Source organism: Photorhabdus bodei, assembly GCF_003287735.1.
GTDB lineage: Bacteria > Pseudomonadota > Gammaproteobacteria > Enterobacterales > Enterobacteriaceae > Photorhabdus > Photorhabdus kayaii.
This window is the reverse complement of the sequence record NZ_NSCM01000033.1, coordinates 37173-52596: the sequence shown is the minus strand read 5'-3', so window position 1 is coordinate 52596 and position 15424 is coordinate 37173. Positions and strand designations below refer to the sequence as shown.

The window sequence follows — 15424 nt, the reverse complement described above, 5'->3', positions numbered from 1 at the left end:
GCTGAGCAACATAGGCCACGATTTCATGGGTGTGATGGAAAAGATGTTGAGATAAGTGATTGATTAAAAAATCAGTTTGTTCTCGGGAAAGCAAACTATCAGACCCTCCATTGTCAGATTTAAGTTTACCTTGATTAAGGTAATCACTGATATGGCGGTCAACGGTGGTCTGATGGAGTCGCAATGCCTGGGCTATCATGACAGAACTCCACCCTTCAGAAGCCAGAAGGATAGCTTTTATTCTGTCTCGTACTTGACCATCACGAGTGGTGTCGTGAAGACGTTCAAGTTTGATTTTTTGTTCTGATGTAATAAATATTTTCATAACGAGGATAATGATCTCCATTTCGGATAAAATCAAGCATCTTCAATGATTACGGGTATATATTGGGGAGTGCTCCTTTCAGACCATCCATTCTCTTTATTTTTTGAAAAATTGATGAGTTAACAAATCTTCCGCCATTTTTTCTAAAAAAATTAATCAAGACCTCTCTATTTTCCAGAGCAACATGATATTTATCCATAAACTTATTTGGATTTTCATACATTTTTATTGAATACTTTGGATTTGATATTAATTTTTATAAATATATATTTATTTCTCTTTTATTCATAATTATATGCCTTTCCCCCTAATTCAATAAGGGGGGATTAATTTAGTTATTATGGACAATCAACACTATTACAAAGGACCTCAACTTCTGGTTCAGACTCTTCAATTAATTCGATTTCCATTTTAATCCCCTATTACTGATACATAATTGTTTCAAAAACATTAACTTATAACTAAATGTTAATATTTATAATATTAGATGCATGTTACCATATGTCAAATTTTTATCTAAAAGTGATGATAATAAAACAATAATTTCAACCATATGAAAATAAAAGAATTATAATTTCATATGAATGTTTTGATATTACAACATGAAGAAATTTCATATTACTTTGTAGAGATAATTAGGTTGGGTAAATTCTCATAATGAAGTTAAACAGGTCAGATATGTTTAATAAAAAATTAATTTATCAACGCTTAACACTATCTCAAACAGAGCTCAGGGAAATTTATTCAACACAAATTTCCCTCTCAAAAAAATAAAAATTCCAGCTTTCATGCTACTCTTTGCGATTATTGCTTCTTAACCCGTTGCCACATTTGTTCCATTTCTTCCAATGTCGCCGCTTCCAAGGTCTGGCCTTGGTTTAGGATCAGCTTTTCTACTTCTCTAAATCGGCTCTCAAACTTATTGCATGCTTTTTGCAATGCAATTTCTGGTTTGTAACCCAGATGACGCGACAAATTCACAACAGCAAACAACAAATCGCCAATTTCCTCTTCCAGATGTTGTTGATCAACCACCGCCTGATGAGCTTCATCCATTACTTCGTCGATCTCTTCATAAACTTTGTCCAGCACCGGCCCCAGGGTATCCCAATCAAAACCGACCGCTGCACAACGTTTCTGTATTTTATACGCTTTCATCAACGCCGGCAGACTTGCCGGAATATCATCAAGGAGTGAATGCAGATCTTTTTGTGCTCTTTCCTGTGCTTTATGTTTTTCCCAACCACTGATAGCTCTGTCACTGCTGATATTCTGCTGCTGACCGAAAATATGTGGATGGCGGCGCTCCAGTTTATCGCTAATCGCATGGCAAATATCATCAAAATCAAACAACTGCTGCTCTTTGCCCATTTCAGCATAGAACACCACTTGGAATAACAGATCGCCCAATTCTTCTTTTAGATCAGAAAAATCACCCCGTTCAATGGCGTCAATGACTTCATAACTCTCTTCTAATGTATAAGGTGCGATGGTTTTGAATGTCTGTTGCTTGTCCCAGGGACATCCCTGTTGAGGATGGCGCAATTGCGCCATAATCTCCAATAATCGTTTTATAGCAGATGATTTCATTTTTTATCCAAATTTTCCCGCGGTTAGTTGCCATGAAGGCGCTTGGCTTCAATAACATCCGGTAACTGATTGATTTTCGCCAAGATCCGTCCTAGTACTTGCAGGTTATAAATCTCAATATTCATGTCAATGGTAGCAATCTGCTGTTTTACATCACTACGGCTACTCACCCCAAGTACGTTCACCTTCTCATTCGCCAAAATCGTGGTGATATCACGCAGTAATCCACTGCGATCATTGGCAACGACACGCACAATCAATGAGTAACCGCTGGAGTAACTCTCTCCCCAAACCGCATCGACTACCCTTTCAGGCGCATTTGCCTGCAACTCCGCCAGTTGTTCACAATCAACCCAATGGATAGAGATGCCCCGCCCTCGCGTGATAAAACCGACAATCTCATCGCCGGGAATGGGCTGGCAGCAACGGGCAATGTGATGCATCAAGTTACCCACACCTTCTACCACAATCCGCCCATCATTTTTAGCAGAACTGCGCTGAGGATGTGATTTACTCTCTAAATTGCGAAGCGCTTCCCGATCTGCATCTTCTGCGGTGGTTTTATTAAATTTGCTTTGCAAGAAATTGGTTAACTGGTTAATGCGGATATCACCCACACCAATGCCCGCCAGCACTTCGTCAAGTGTATGGACGTTATAACGCGCAATCAGCAACTTTTCCGCTTCTTTTAGGCTGAGATCCAGATGTGCCAGTTCATTATCCAGCATCTGACGACCCGCGATAATGTTTTTATCCCGATCCTGTTTACGGAACCAGTTGTGGATTTTCGCCCGACCACGGCTTGTGGTGACATAGCCCAAGATTGGATTTAACCAATCACGACTTGGGTTCGGATGTTTCTGTGTGATGATTTCAATCTGATCGCCCATTTGCAATTGATAGCTGAACGGCACAATGCGACCACTAATTTTCGCACCAATACAACGATGTCCCACATCGCTGTGAATATGGTAAGCAAAATCCAGCGGCGTAGAACCTGCTGGGAGATCAATAACATCCCCTTTCGGTGTAAATACATATACCCGATCATCAAACACCTGGCTGCGAACTTCATCCAACATCTCACCAGAATCAGCCATCTCTTCCTGCCATGTGATCAGTTTACGTAGCCATGCAATTCGTCCTTCATATCCCGCACGACTACCCGCCATTGTCCCCTCTTTATATTTCCAGTGGGCGGCTATTCCCAATTCTGCATCTTCATGCATCTGGCGGGTGCGAATCTGGATTTCTAATGTCTTACCACCCGGCCCAAGCACGACGGTATGAATAGATTGGTAGCCATTAGGCTTCGGATTAGCAACATAATCATCGAATTCATCCGGCAAATGACGATAGTGAGTATGTACTATCCCCAGTGCCGCATAACAATCCTGCAAACGTTCAACCACAATCCGTACAGCCCGAACATCAAACAACTCATCAAATGCCAGCGATTTTTTCTGCATTTTGCGCCAGATGCTGTAGATATGTTTAGGACGTCCGTATATCTCCGTGGTGACGCCCTCCTTGAGCGTATGCTTACGTAATGTATTGACAAAGTGATCAATATACTGCTCACGATCAATGCGCCGCTCATGCAGTAATTTAGCAATTTTTTTATATTCATCAGGATGGAGATAACGGAAGCAGTAATCCTCAAGTTCCCATTTAAGTTGACCAATACCTAGTCGGTTAGCGAGCGGCGCATAAATATTGGAACACTCTTTCGCAGCCAGTACACGCTCATCTTCAGTCGCCTCTTTAACTTCCCGCAAATGGGCAATCCGCTCTGCCAATTTGATAATGACACAGCGAAAATCTTCCACCATTGCCAATAGCATCCGGCGAACATTATCAACCTGTACGGAACAAATTGAATCGTTATGAGTGGCTTTCAACTGACGAATAGCATCCATTTCCATAACGCCTTTCACCAGATTGGTAATTCCACTACCAAACGCCTCAGTGACCGTTTGATCGTCAAGTAATTTGGCATCCATCAATGGGAACAGCAACGCCGCACGCATACTGTCATTATCCATACTCAGCGTGGAGAGGATCTCAACCATCTCTACACCACGCCATAACAGAAGTTCTGAATCAGGATGATTTTGCGCTTTTTCGTGACAATAACGCCAGGTTTTGGCTAATTTCTCACCCAATTGAAGATTCGCTATATTTAAACTCGCGATCCACCTGTTTACTGCAAACTCTCCCGCAGGGGTTAAATGAGCACTTCTTACCGCAACCATAATCTCTCCCGACGACTTCATAGCTTTCATCTAGCCATGACCTAACGGCTAAATAGCACCATTGACTCCAAATGGCTTGTATGTGGAAACATGTCCAGCATCCGCACACTGATAATATGATAGCCAGCCTCAAGCAGAATCTTACTGTCCCGTGCCAATGTTGTTGGATTACAAGAGACGTAGACCACTTTTTCAGGGGCCAGCTTGACAATGTGTGACATGACTATTGTCGCACCAGCACGCGCCGGATCTAATAAGACTTTATTAAACCCCAACTTTGCCCAAGGTTGATGACGTATGTCAGCTTCCAAATTTTCATGGCAGAAGGATATGTTATCCAAATTATTTAATCTGGCATTATATTGCCCATTAGCTACCAGTGTGGCAACCCCTTCGACGCCAACCACCGACTGCACTATTTGACCAATAGGTAAAGTGAAATTCCCCATTCCACAGAACAGATCAAGCACGTTGTCATTCGGTTGTAAATCGAGCCACTCTATCGCCTGAGCAACCATTTGTTGATTCACCTGATCGTTAACCTGAATAAAATCTCTTGGACTGAAAACCAGTTTCAGTCCACCTACCTGATACCAGGGTTCCGGCGGTTCATTCAACGACTCAAGTGAAGTTTCATCCGCCGCCAGATAGACCGCGACATTATGTTGCACGGAAAATGTGCATAGTTTCTCTTTATCTTCCCATTTCAAGGGATCAAGGTGGCGCAATAGCATCAATGGACCATTATCTGCCAGCACCAATTCCACATGCCCCAACCGTTTAACCGCTTTCAAATTATTCAGACACTGAGATAATGGCTGCAATAACTGTTCCAATTCAGGCCGCAAAACAGGGCATTCTTTTATAGCAACTAATTCATTGGATTGATTTTGACGAAATCCCATCACCAGTTGGCGCTGTTTTATTTGATGCTGTTTGACTTGATAATGTAAACCAAGCCTTGCCCGGCGCCGATAACCATATTCAGGGCCAAGAATCACCGGCTTGGCAGAAACCGTTACACCAGTTTCCCGCCTGATCAGGTGTTCGAGAACATTGGCTTTACTTTCACGTTGTAAATCGGGTGCAACATGTTGTTGCTGACAACCGCCACATACTCCAAAATGAGGACAACGGGGATTCACACGATATGGACTGTCAGATAAACGCTTAACCAACTTTGCTTTTGCAAACTGTCGCTTCTCTTCCGTTAGTTGTACCTGTGCCTGTTCACCGGGCAATAACCCGGCGACAAAAATAGTTTTACCCTGATGGCGAGCTACGCCCTGCCCCTGGGCATCGAGATTATCAGCAGTAACTGTGATGATATGCCGATTTACTGTTCGGCGATTGGGGGAATAAAATTGCACCATGATTCTTACGGACTATGAATTATTAAGTTCTTATTTTCCCATAATGGACGATTATGACCAAATATAGCTTACGCATCCGCATGATGAGCCTGATCCTAGTTCCAATTTTACTGGTTGGCATGTTTTTCAGTATCTCATTTCTCTGTTATCACTATCGTGAACTGGAAAACCAAATTGTTCGATCTGGGATCAGTATTATTGAACCCCTGTCCATCGCCAGTGAAATTGGCATCAACCTGCATAACCGTGAAAGCGTCAATTCATTGATCACCCGGCTTCATCGCAGACATTCGGAGATAGTCCGAGCGATTGCCATTTTTAATGGTGATAATCAGCTATTTGATATATCAAATTATAAATACAATGCCGTTCAACTACAGATTGCGCCGAGTATGCCACTCCCCACTACCCTGACAAAAACGGAAGTCAAAAACAGTATTATTTTACGCATGCCAATTATCTCAGAGCACCATCTGTCTCATAAGCAACAGAATTCTCACTCCCCATCTCTACATCCGATCGGTTATATTGCCATCGATCTCGATTTACATTCAGCTCACTTACAGCAATATAAAGAGATCGTTATCTTCATATTGCTATTACTGATTTGCCTTGGATGGGCATCACTGTTCGCCTACCATTTGGTGCGTAAGATCACAAAACCTATCAGCGATATTGTCAGTACTGTCGATAGAATTCGCCAAGGACAATTAAACAGCCGTGTCAGTGGGAAATATTTTGGTGAATTAGATACGCTGAAAAATGGCATTAATGCAATGGCAAAATCGCTTTCCCGCTATAAAGAAGATATGCAAAATGATATTGATCAGGCCACGTCGGATCTGCGGGAAACAATGGAGCAATTCGAAATTCAGAACGTTGAACTGGCAATAGCGAAAAAACGCGCGCAGGAAGCGGCCAGAATAAAAACGGAATTTCTGGCAAATATGTCTCATGAATTACGTACTCCACTCAATGGCGTCATTGGCTTTACCCGCCAAACACTGAAAACACCTTTAACAATACAGCAAACTGAATATCTGTATATTATCGAGCGCTCCGCTAATCATCTACTGAATATTATCAATGATATATTGGATTTTTCGCGGCTTGAAGCGGATAAATTGGTATTGGAAAACGTTCCATTCCTTTTACAGGATATGATTGATGAGATCATGGTGTTACTGACACTCAGCGCCAAAAGTAAGAATATTCAGCTAACTCACCATATTGATCCCCAAATACCGAATCTGGTTGTAGGTGACCCTATGCGCCTCCAGCAAATACTCACCAATATCATCGGTAATGCAATTAAATTCACGGACCAAGGTTCTGTGGAGATAAAGATCAATCTGCTACAACAGCAACACCATAAAATCAATTTAGAGATTATTGTCAGCGATACAGGCATCGGTATCAGCCCTGAGCAGCAACCTCATCTATTTCAGGCTTTTCACCAAGCAGATGCCAGTATTTCTCGCCGTTATGGCGGTACCGGCCTCGGTTTGGTCATTACAAGGAAACTGATCCGAGAAATGGGCGGAAATATTAGTTTTACCAGCGAGCCAGAAAAAGGTTCTGTTTTCCATTTTGATTTATGGCTAGGGAAAGATGATTTCATTCTGACCGACTCAGTGGTACCACAAAAAGCACTTATCCACCCACCTCGTTTACCCATGACAGTCATGGCCGTTGACGATAATCCAGCTAACCTCAAACTAATAAGTTCATTACTAGAAGAAATCGTGGAAAAAACCGTGCTATGTAGCAGTGGAGAAGAAGCTTTGCAATCAGCAACCTCTCACCATTTTGATCTTATTTTGATGGATATTCATATGCCAAGTATGGATGGCATCCGTACTTCCAACCGCATCCACCAGCTACCGCAACACCGCAGTACACCGATCATTGCGGTTACAGCTTATACCTGCCGACCAAAGAGCGATACAGATCAATCTCCATTTGAGGATTTCCTGACCAAACCTCTCGATGAAGATCGTCTGAGAGCAGTGTTAGATCGCTACGTTAAGACGACAAAATCACAACATATTAACTGGTCATTAGCGTTACAACAGGCCATCGGAAAAGAACAGTTGGCTATAGATATGCTACAAATGTTAGTAGATTTACTGCCAACAATTAAAACAATCACAGAAAAAGTTTTGTCAGGGGAAACGGTGGAAGATTATCAGCAGCAGATCCATAAACTACACGGTAGCTGCTGTTATAGCGGCGTGCCACAACTTAAAGCTCTCTGCCAATTAATTGAACAACAATTACAACAAGGCGTTCAATTAACCGATATAGAACCTGAATTGTTGGAACTGACAGATGAAATTGATCATGTCCTTACCGCCGCAAAAAAAATATTGAGTCGCGGCGAGAATCTTAACTACACACAATAAACTTACGATACTCTTCATAAGCATAATTATCTGTCATGCCACTGATGTAATCCTGAATAAGACGAGCGCGATAATAGAATTCGAGCAGGTCTTTTTCAGCTTGGTCAGTGGCAACAATTTTCTCTACTGCTTCACCATAAGCGAGACGATGCTTGGTGGAAAGTTTGTGTAGCAGCCGAGTTTCCATAAAATAATCTTTGTGGAAATTGTTCTGGTTCAGTTCCATAAAATCCTGACGGGACATCTTCAATAATGGGCAATAAAAATCTAATAACCCATTAATGACTCGGTATCCCTGCAACTCTAATTTTTCAATCTCTGGATGATTAAACACTCTCTTACAAGCAATGTTTTTCAACGTCCTAAGCAACCGATGCTCCTCGCTCTTATCTTCAAGTAGTGCTTGATTAAATGAGCCCTCAAAAACAGCCGGCAGATGATCAATAAAACGACGAGCAGTATAAGGAACAAGTTTGCCGGTAATATAAACCCGCAAATACATAAAAAATTGATCCTGCTGGCTTCGACGTAATTCGTTACCGTGAGTTCCCTTGTACGCCTTTCTGACCGTTAAGTCGAATAGATCCCCAGCCCGATGACCGCCATTTTCTTGCCACTCCTGTTCCAAATATCCCATCAGTGTATCGACGCTGAAAATCGTTTTTTCAACAGCATCATCCAAATCAGCAATGCAATAAGAGATATCATCTGCTGCTTCCATAATATAAGTCAGTGGGAAGCGACAGAACTCACCCAGTTTAAGCTCACGACGTAATTCGCGAACAAAATGCTCCTCCGACCAATAAAAACCTGGCTTTTTCATCAAATAATTAAATTGATTTGGTGTTTCTTCAAGACGAAAAGCAGGGCAAGTATATTTTAGAATACAACCAACCTGGGCATAAGTCAGATTGAGTTTTAATAAGCTATGCACCATACGGATAGCCTGAGCATTCCCTTCAAACTGACATAAATCTTTACGCAACTGGCGACGAAAGAGATCTTTTTTCACATCACCACATAAACGCAATTCGAAGATTTCGCATCGATCTTCTCGCTTAATATTTTCCAAGGAAAAATTAAGATCGAGCTTTTTGGCAAACCAATCTTTAATTGCCGCTTCACCAAAATGACCAAATGGTGGATTACCAATATCATGCATTAAACAAGCCATTTCAATCAAACTTTCAAATGATAATAGCCGTTTATCCAACCCGTAATCAGCCAGCAAATTACGCGTTTTCAATTCATTAATAATTGTTTTCGAAATATAGCGCCCAACCTGTTGCACTTCCAATGAATGCGTTAAGCGACTGCGGACAGCGGCATTATTTTCCAGCGGAAAAACCTGTGTTTTTTGCTGTAAACGACGAATAGCCGCTGAATTCATAATCCGCCCACGATCGCTTTCAAACTGGCGAATAACCTGCTCTTCATCATTAGAATCAACATGATACTGACGGTATTTACGCTGATAGTTAAGCTTTTGACTAAAGTCTATCCCGGACATTTATCCCCCCGACTTGTGAGATAACACAGTTTTACACTACAGATTATCTGATTGTTCCGTATTAGATGTTAAACTCAAACACGGAATGATTTTATATGATTAATTAATCAACTGCGAGTATGACATCATGAAAGTAGGCGTGATAGGTGCTATGGAGCAAGAAGTGACTTTACTGCGCGATCAAATTGAAGATCGCCAAACATTGTCACGAGGTGGCTGCGAAATCTATACCGGTAAGCTCAACGGCGTGGAGATCGCACTGTTAAAATCTGGTATTGGTAAAGTTTCTGCTGCAATTGGTACAACTTTACTGCTTGAACATTGTCAGCCTGATGTAATTATTAACACCGGATCAGCGGGTGGCCTTGATCCAAAACTGCAAATCGGTGATATCGTGATATCCCGCGAAGTTCGCTATCATGATGCTGATGTTACCGCTTTTGGTTATGAGCCCGGCCAGATGGCGCAATGCCCCCCAGCTTTCGTGGCGGATGACCAGCTAATTGATCTGGCGGAAAAATGTATTCATTCACTAAATCTGAACGCAGTACGTGGGCTGATTTGCAGTGGTGATGCATTTATTAATGGTGCGGAACCACTAGCGCGTATCCGGGAAATTTTCCCACAAGTGACGGCGGTAGAAATGGAAGCCGCAGCAGTAGGGCATGTCTGCCATCAATACAACACCCCATTTGTAGTGGTACGTGCTATCTCTGATGTGGCGGATAAAGAATCTCATATCAGTTTTGATGAATTTCTTGCCGTGGCAGCTCGCCAATCTACATTAATGGTCAACGCAATGCTGACAACTCTGAATAAAGACAAATAATATATTACTGACACGCCCTGATGAATATTTTCGGGCGTGTTTGCGGGCGACATATTTAATGTTTTAAAGAGCACCCTTCAATGAAATGGATAAAAAGCACGGGTTCAATTGGATTATCGCTTTTACTGTTTCTCAGTAGTTTCAGCCATTCTCTGTATGCAGCTCCCTTACGGGTAATCAGTTTATCTCCATCAACGACAGAATTAGCCTATGCCGCCGGGCTAGGTGACAATCTGATTGCCGCCAGCGCCCACTCTGATTATCCCCCTCAGGCCCGTAAACTTGAGCAAGTAGCTAACTGGCAAGGCATCAATCTGGAACGCATTATTACCCTTAAACCTGAGCTGATTCTGGCATGGCGTGGCGGTAATCCCCAACGCCCACTGGAACAACTTGCTACTTTTGGCATTAAAATCTTTTATTCCGATCCCACAACCACCGAACAGATAGCGCAGGATTTAGAACGACTCGCTGAATATAGTCCTCACCCAGAACAAGCAAAAAAATCTGCGACTGAACTTCGTCAACGATTTGCCAATTTGCAACAAAAATATGCCACTACAACCCCCAAACCGGCCTTTTTACAATTCGGCACTTATCCTCTGTTCACTGCTTCAGGACATACACTGCAAAGTGAAGTGCTTTCTATCTGTGGCGGCAGAAATATTTTTGCCAACAGCCCTGTTTCCTGGCCTCAAGTCAGTCGTGAACAAGTACTCATCAGGAAACCTGAAATAATTGTTATCAGTGGTGGACAAGAACAGGTCAAATTAATTGAAAATTTCTGGCATCCACAATTGCGTGCCAAAGTCATTACATTACATGAAGATTGGTTTCACCGCGCGGGACCGCGCATCATTCTGGCAGCCGAACAGCTATGCCAGCAATTGAATGACAAAGATTCTTGATAAAGCAAAATCGTTTAATAGGATTGCAAGAGGACTCCCGAAAATGGGTCATAATATTCAGACCCATTACGGGAAATCGCCTGGAATCAGATACTGAAAGAAGAACCACAACCACAAGTTGTCTTAGCATTAGGGTTCGTGACGATAAAACGTGAACCTTCCAGACCTTCGGTATAATCAACACAACCGCCAACCAAATATTGTAGGCTCATCGGATCAACAACCAACTCCACACCTTGTTTCTCAATGGTCATATCACCTTCATTTATTTGATCATCAAAGGTAAAACCATACTGAAAGCCACTGCATCCACCACCGGTGATATAAACCCGTAAACGCAAGTTCGGGTTTTCTTCATCCGAAACCAAAATTTTCACTTTGTTAGCTGCGGCATCCGTAAACTGCAAAGGTAATGCGATATCATCGCTCATCATTTTTACTCCAGACTGGAACTCGGCAAAAATATTCAGAAGACAACAAAAATTTGCCGATCATTAATAACTCGAATTATCCAATACCTGATTAGTTCGTTCAAGTATTGTCATTTTGACAACACACTAACCGCCAAAAAATTATCACACATTTGTTTACCATCGCGGCTACCTTAGCGACAAACGCTGGCTTTTTACGATAGCTTCAAAGAGCAGTAAACCGTCACGTGTAGTTAAACCCTCCGTCAATCAATTAACAATTAAGAAAGAAAAAATATTGATTTATCATCATGATTAGTTACTTTATTGAATATTTTTCAAAGTAACCATATGGAGTTCCTATGCGAAAAATGTTGCCACTGATGCTTGCTATCACCTTGACAGGTTGTGCCGCTCATAGCAAACAAACCGATATTGACAGCTATACCTCGAAAAAAATTAATGAAATTATAGAAAACCAAGTAAAACCGGGAAACAAAGATAATCCCGGAGAAATAATAAAAAACGTCTCTTATCAATTACTGGGCACACCTTATGCCGCCAACAAACTTATTGGCTCCCCTACTGAACCTGAAAAATTAGTTATAGACTTCAACGGGCTAGACTGTTTTACTTTCCTTGATTATGTAGAATCGCTAAGAAAATCCAACGACCAAAATGATTTTGTAAAAAATCTCATCCAGACAAGATATATCGACGGAAAGATTAGCTTTTTACAAAGAAAACACTTCTTTACAGATTGGTCAATCAGAAAAAAATTAAATGCCAAAGATGTAACGGATGAAATAAGTTCTTCTTACATAAAAATCACAAAAAGCCTGAATAAAAAGGCTGATGGTAGCGAATATATCCCCGGACTGGGTGTTACCAAAAGAGATATCAAATATATTCCAGGCGATAAAGTCAACGATGCCGTTATTAAGAATCTAAAAACGGGCGATTATATAGGAATATATACCCATCTTGCCGGATTGGATGTCACACATACAGGGATTTTTATTATGACAGATCATGGCCCAATGCTGAGGAATGCATCCTCACTTGCTGCGAATAAAAAAGTTGTCGACTCACCATTTCTTGATTACGTAAAGAATAAACCCGGAATTATCGTTCTAAGAGCATTATAATCCGAGGGGCAAACGACAACCCCACTTAAAAATAGATTCAGGAGCCTTTCATGAGCCAATCCGACATCCTCTATTCTCAGGCAAAGCAACTTATTCCCGGCGGCGTCAACTCTCCGGTACGTGCATTTAATGGTGTTGGCGGTACTCCGTTGTTTATCAAACATGCTGATGGCGCTTATCTCTATGATGTTGATGGTAAAGCCTATATCGATTATGTCGGTTCCTGGGGGCCAATGGTACTGGGACATAACCACAGCACTATCCGTAATGCCGTTATCAAAGCCGCAGAACAAGGATTGAGTTTTGGTGCACCAACTGCCGCCGAAGTAGAAATGGCACAGTTGGTGACTGAACTGATGCCATCAATGGATATGGTGCGCATGGTTAACTCAGGCACAGAGGCGACCATGAGTGCTATCCGTCTGGCCCGTGGCTATACCCATCGCGATAAGATCATCAAATTCGAAGGTTGCTATCACGGCCATGCTGATTGCTTGCTGGTGAAAGCCGGTTCTGGCGCATTGACCATCGGCCAACCAAACTCGCCAGGCGTTCCGGTTGATTTCGTCAAACATACGCTGACCTGTACCTATAACGATTTGAGTTCAGTTCGAGAAGCGTTTGAACAATATCCCGAAGAGATCGCCTGTATTATCGTCGAACCGGTTGCGGGCAATATGAACTGCGTACCGCCACAACCAGAATTCCTACCCGGTCTGCGCGCACTGTGTGATGAGTTCGGTGCTCTGTTGATTATCGATGAAGTGATGACAGGTTTCCGGGTCGCCCTCTCCGGCGCACAATCTCATTACGGTGTCGAACCCGATATAACTTGCCTTGGCAAAATCATTGGTGGCGGTATGCCCGTTGGCGCTTTCGGTGGACGCTATGAAGTGATGGAGAAATTAGCCCCAATTGGCCCTGTTTATCAGGCAGGAACCCTATCCGGTAACCCGATTGCAATGGCTGCCGGCCTTGCTTGCCTGAAAGAAGTTTCTCAACCTGGCGTTCATCAACGTTTAACCGAGCTAACAGATAATCTGGCTGCCGGCTTGACGAAAGCAGCAAAAGCGGCTGGTATTCCTCTGGTGGTTAACCATGTCGGCGGGATGTTTGGCATTTTCTTTACTGATGCAGAAACCGTCACTTGCTATCAGGATGTGATGAATTGCGATATTGAGCGTTTTAAACATTTCTTCCACCTGATGCTTGATGAAGGGGTTTATTTAGCGCCTTCCGCATTTGAAGCGGGTTTTATGTCTATTGCTCATACTGATGAAGATATTCAGCGTACTGTTGATGCTGCCGCTCGCTGCTTTGCCAAGCTAAAATAATTTCTTTTTTTTCAAATAATAGCGCCGTATTTTTACGGCGCTCATAACATCAGGTAACTACTCGGTTTACTCAATTTAAACAGTCCAATCTTCGATATGCAATCCCGGTACATATTGAAAAGCACGATCATTTGTAACCAATATCATCTTCATATTTAGCGAGTGTGCTGCAATAAGTAAATCAAGTGGTGCTAATATCTTACCCTGTTTTTGCATCTCAGCCTTGATCATACCATAGTGTTCAGCAACAGAATTATCCCAAGGTAAAACATCAATACGCATGAGAAACTCTTTTACTGCTATACGGAGTCGCTTTGCTTCTGGGCGACGCGCCAACCCAAACAATAATTCACCTTCTGTAATAGCTGAAATACAAAGTGACGACATTGGCACAGACAGAACATGCTGCACGACTGAATAGCGCCCTCTGATAAAATGCCCTACTACATTTGTATCAAGCATATAATGCTTCATTCTTCCCATCCCTCGAACGGATCACGAGATTGCTCTTGCTGGTACCGTTCTCCTTCACTCAGAAAATCATCGGGGATAGCTGTTCCCTTCAATGCCGCAAAAAATCCATCCCAGTTGTGTGGCTTACGGGACAGTATTACATCTCCTGTCTCAGGATCCTTTCGGATAAAAACTTCATCAGAATCAAATCGATAAGCCGCTGGCAGACGTACCGCTTGACTCCTCCCATTCATAAACAATTTAGCTATATGCCCCATACAACCTCCTAATATTGATTGGTATATATCAAAGCATATTACAAGTATGGATACATATCAAGATATAGATCAAATATATAGAGCCGCTAAGAGACGGGCTATTTCAACTGATAGTAGGCAACAAAGACATCACCAGAACAATTTTTGCTTATGCTAAGGGAAAAAGAATTTATATACTTCGCACATTGATAAAGAAAACCCCGAAGACTCCACCGACAGAAATCAAACTGGCATTACAAAGATTAGAGGAAATGACAGATGAAAGTTAAGGGTATTCCATTTTCAGAAGTGAAGGCGCAAGCCCTCTCATCCCCCAAAGCTCAGGCCGCTTATGAAGCAGCTAAACAGGAAGAAGAATTCTACAAACTCATTCAAAACATGAAACAGAAAGCAGGTATTGCAACACTTGAACGCTATGCAACAGCCTGTGGAGTAAATCTCAAAATTACTATCGCATAATACGTTAATCCCAATACCTGATATCTTAATCAAACTTCATGGTAAAGATATCGGGTAATCTGACCAAAGTTATAAACGTTATCTGGGGATTGCTCAGGCACAACAGATAAAAGTACCTATGCCAGCTTTATTAATATTGCTTTCTAT

The 15424-nt window shown here is 42.1% G+C and carries 14 protein-coding genes and 1 pseudogene; 7 read left to right on the top strand and 8 right to left on the bottom strand.

The genetic code is table 11. The annotated features are described in order from the left end of the window. The 4 genes from CKY02_RS16385 to rlmD form a co-directional block, all read right to left on the bottom strand. Nucleotides 1–325: helix-turn-helix domain-containing protein (locus CKY02_RS16385; RefSeq protein WP_146747463.1), on the bottom strand; the 325-nt coding region annotated here is incomplete at its 3' end. 804 nt (nt 326–1129) lie between these two features. After that, the gene (mazG, locus tag CKY02_RS16380; RefSeq protein WP_112896126.1) at nt 1130–1915 is read right to left on the bottom strand and encodes a nucleoside triphosphate pyrophosphohydrolase; all 786 of its coding nucleotides are present in this window, start codon (nt 1913–1915) and stop codon (nt 1130–1132) included. A gap of 23 nt (nt 1916–1938) precedes the next feature. After that, nucleotides 1939–4170 carry a GTP diphosphokinase gene (relA, locus tag CKY02_RS16375; RefSeq protein ID WP_112896125.1) on the bottom strand — a complete coding sequence of 744 codons (2232 nt, stop codon included), beginning with the start codon at nt 4168–4170 and terminating at the stop codon, nt 1939–1941. Between the two features lie 41 nt (nt 4171–4211). Next, nucleotides 4212–5543 (bottom strand): 23S rRNA (uracil(1939)-C(5))-methyltransferase RlmD, encoded by a 1332-nt coding sequence (gene rlmD / locus CKY02_RS16370; protein WP_112896124.1) that lies wholly within the window; start codon nt 5541–5543, stop codon nt 4212–4214. Between the two features lie 53 nt (nt 5544–5596). Here rlmD and CKY02_RS16365 point away from each other — a divergent pair, with 53 nt between their 5' ends. Continuing rightward, entirely contained in the window at nt 5597–7948 is a 2352-nt protein-coding gene (locus tag CKY02_RS16365) for an ATP-binding protein (RefSeq protein ID WP_112896123.1), read from the top strand. Here the strand turns inward: CKY02_RS16365 and dgt are convergent. Next, the gene (dgt, locus tag CKY02_RS16360) at nt 7932–9458 is read right to left on the bottom strand and encodes a dGTPase (protein ID WP_112896122.1); all 1527 of its coding nucleotides are present in this window, start codon (nt 9456–9458) and stop codon (nt 7932–7934) included. The genes CKY02_RS16365 and dgt overlap by 17 nt on opposite strands. A 127-nt stretch (nt 9459–9585) precedes the next feature. Here dgt and mtnN point away from each other — a divergent pair, with 127 nt between their 5' ends. Both mtnN and btuF read left to right on the top strand, forming a co-directional pair. After that, nucleotides 9586–10287, top strand: a complete 702-nt coding sequence (mtnN, locus tag CKY02_RS16355) for a 5'-methylthioadenosine/S-adenosylhomocysteine nucleosidase (protein ID WP_112896121.1) — start codon at nt 9586–9588, stop codon at nt 10285–10287. A gap of 80 nt (nt 10288–10367) precedes the next feature. Next, the gene (gene btuF / locus CKY02_RS16350) at nt 10368–11195 is read left to right on the top strand and encodes a vitamin B12 ABC transporter substrate-binding protein BtuF (RefSeq protein WP_112896120.1); all 828 of its coding nucleotides are present in this window, start codon (nt 10368–10370) and stop codon (nt 11193–11195) included. Between the two features lie 86 nt (nt 11196–11281). On the opposite strand, the gene erpA is transcribed toward btuF, so the two are convergent. Then, nucleotides 11282–11626 carry an iron-sulfur cluster insertion protein ErpA gene (gene erpA, locus CKY02_RS16345; RefSeq protein ID WP_036781943.1) on the bottom strand — a complete coding sequence of 115 codons (345 nt, stop codon included), beginning with the start codon at nt 11624–11626 and terminating at the stop codon, nt 11282–11284. Nucleotides 11627–11967: 341 nt separating this feature from the next. Here erpA and CKY02_RS16340 point away from each other — a divergent pair, with 341 nt between their 5' ends. Both CKY02_RS16340 and hemL read left to right on the top strand, forming a co-directional pair. Next, entirely contained in the window at nt 11968–12753 is a 786-nt protein-coding gene (locus tag CKY02_RS16340; protein WP_112896119.1) for a DUF1460 domain-containing protein, read from the top strand. 50 nt (nt 12754–12803) lie between these two features. Next, on the top strand, nt 12804–14087 hold the full coding sequence (hemL, locus tag CKY02_RS16335) for a glutamate-1-semialdehyde 2,1-aminomutase (protein ID WP_112896118.1): 1284 nt from the start codon (nt 12804–12806) through the stop codon (nt 14085–14087). 75 nt (nt 14088–14162) lie between these two features. On the opposite strand, the gene CKY02_RS16330 is transcribed toward hemL, so the two are convergent. Continuing rightward, entirely contained in the window at nt 14163–14561 is a 399-nt protein-coding gene (locus CKY02_RS16330) for a type II toxin-antitoxin system VapC family toxin (RefSeq protein WP_112896117.1), read from the bottom strand. Then, nucleotides 14558–14818, bottom strand: a complete 261-nt coding sequence (locus CKY02_RS16325; RefSeq protein ID WP_112896116.1) for an antitoxin — start codon at nt 14816–14818, stop codon at nt 14558–14560. The genes CKY02_RS16330 and CKY02_RS16325 overlap by 4 nt, the downstream gene beginning before the upstream one ends. Nucleotides 14819–14904: 86 nt before the next feature. On the opposite strand from CKY02_RS16325, the pseudogene CKY02_RS16320 reads away from it, so the two are divergent. Both CKY02_RS16320 and CKY02_RS16315 read left to right on the top strand, forming a co-directional pair. Beyond that, a pseudogene (locus CKY02_RS16320) lies at nt 14905–15087 on the top strand (type II toxin-antitoxin system RelE/ParE family toxin); the annotation flags it as partial. Continuing rightward, nucleotides 15077–15277: a transcriptional regulator gene (locus tag CKY02_RS16315; RefSeq protein ID WP_112896114.1), complete on the top strand. Its 201-nt coding sequence runs from the start codon at nt 15077–15079 to the stop codon at nt 15275–15277. The pseudogene CKY02_RS16320 and the gene CKY02_RS16315, both read left to right, overlap by 11 nt. The last annotated feature ends 147 nt before the right edge of the window (nt 15278–15424 follow it).

Coding starts and splice junctions, on each gene's coding strand:
- mtnN (WP_112896121.1), top strand. CDS start 9,586: ATGAAAGTAGGCGTGATAGGTGCTATGGAGCAAGAAGTGACTTTACTG.
- dgt (WP_112896122.1), bottom strand. CDS start 9,458: ATGTCCGGGATAGACTTTAGTCAAAAGCTTAACTATCAGCGTAAATAC.
- hemL (WP_112896118.1), top strand. CDS start 12,804: ATGAGCCAATCCGACATCCTCTATTCTCAGGCAAAGCAACTTATTCCC.
- mazG (WP_112896126.1), bottom strand. CDS start 1,915: ATGAAATCATCTGCTATAAAACGATTATTGGAGATTATGGCGCAATTG.
- CKY02_RS16365 (WP_112896123.1), top strand. CDS start 5,597: ATGACCAAATATAGCTTACGCATCCGCATGATGAGCCTGATCCTAGTT.
- CKY02_RS16325 (WP_112896116.1), bottom strand. CDS start 14,818: ATGGGGCATATAGCTAAATTGTTTATGAATGGGAGGAGTCAAGCGGTA.
- CKY02_RS16340 (WP_112896119.1), top strand. CDS start 11,968: ATGCGAAAAATGTTGCCACTGATGCTTGCTATCACCTTGACAGGTTGT.
- rlmD (WP_112896124.1), bottom strand. CDS start 5,543: ATGGTGCAATTTTATTCCCCCAATCGCCGAACAGTAAATCGGCATATC.
- erpA (WP_036781943.1), bottom strand. CDS start 11,626: ATGAGCGATGATATCGCATTACCTTTGCAGTTTACGGATGCCGCAGCT.
- CKY02_RS16330 (WP_112896117.1), bottom strand. CDS start 14,561: ATGAAGCATTATATGCTTGATACAAATGTAGTAGGGCATTTTATCAGA.
- relA (WP_112896125.1), bottom strand. CDS start 4,170: ATGGTTGCGGTAAGAAGTGCTCATTTAACCCCTGCGGGAGAGTTTGCA.
- CKY02_RS16315 (WP_112896114.1), top strand. CDS start 15,077: ATGAAAGTTAAGGGTATTCCATTTTCAGAAGTGAAGGCGCAAGCCCTC.
- btuF (WP_112896120.1), top strand. CDS start 10,368: ATGAAATGGATAAAAAGCACGGGTTCAATTGGATTATCGCTTTTACTG.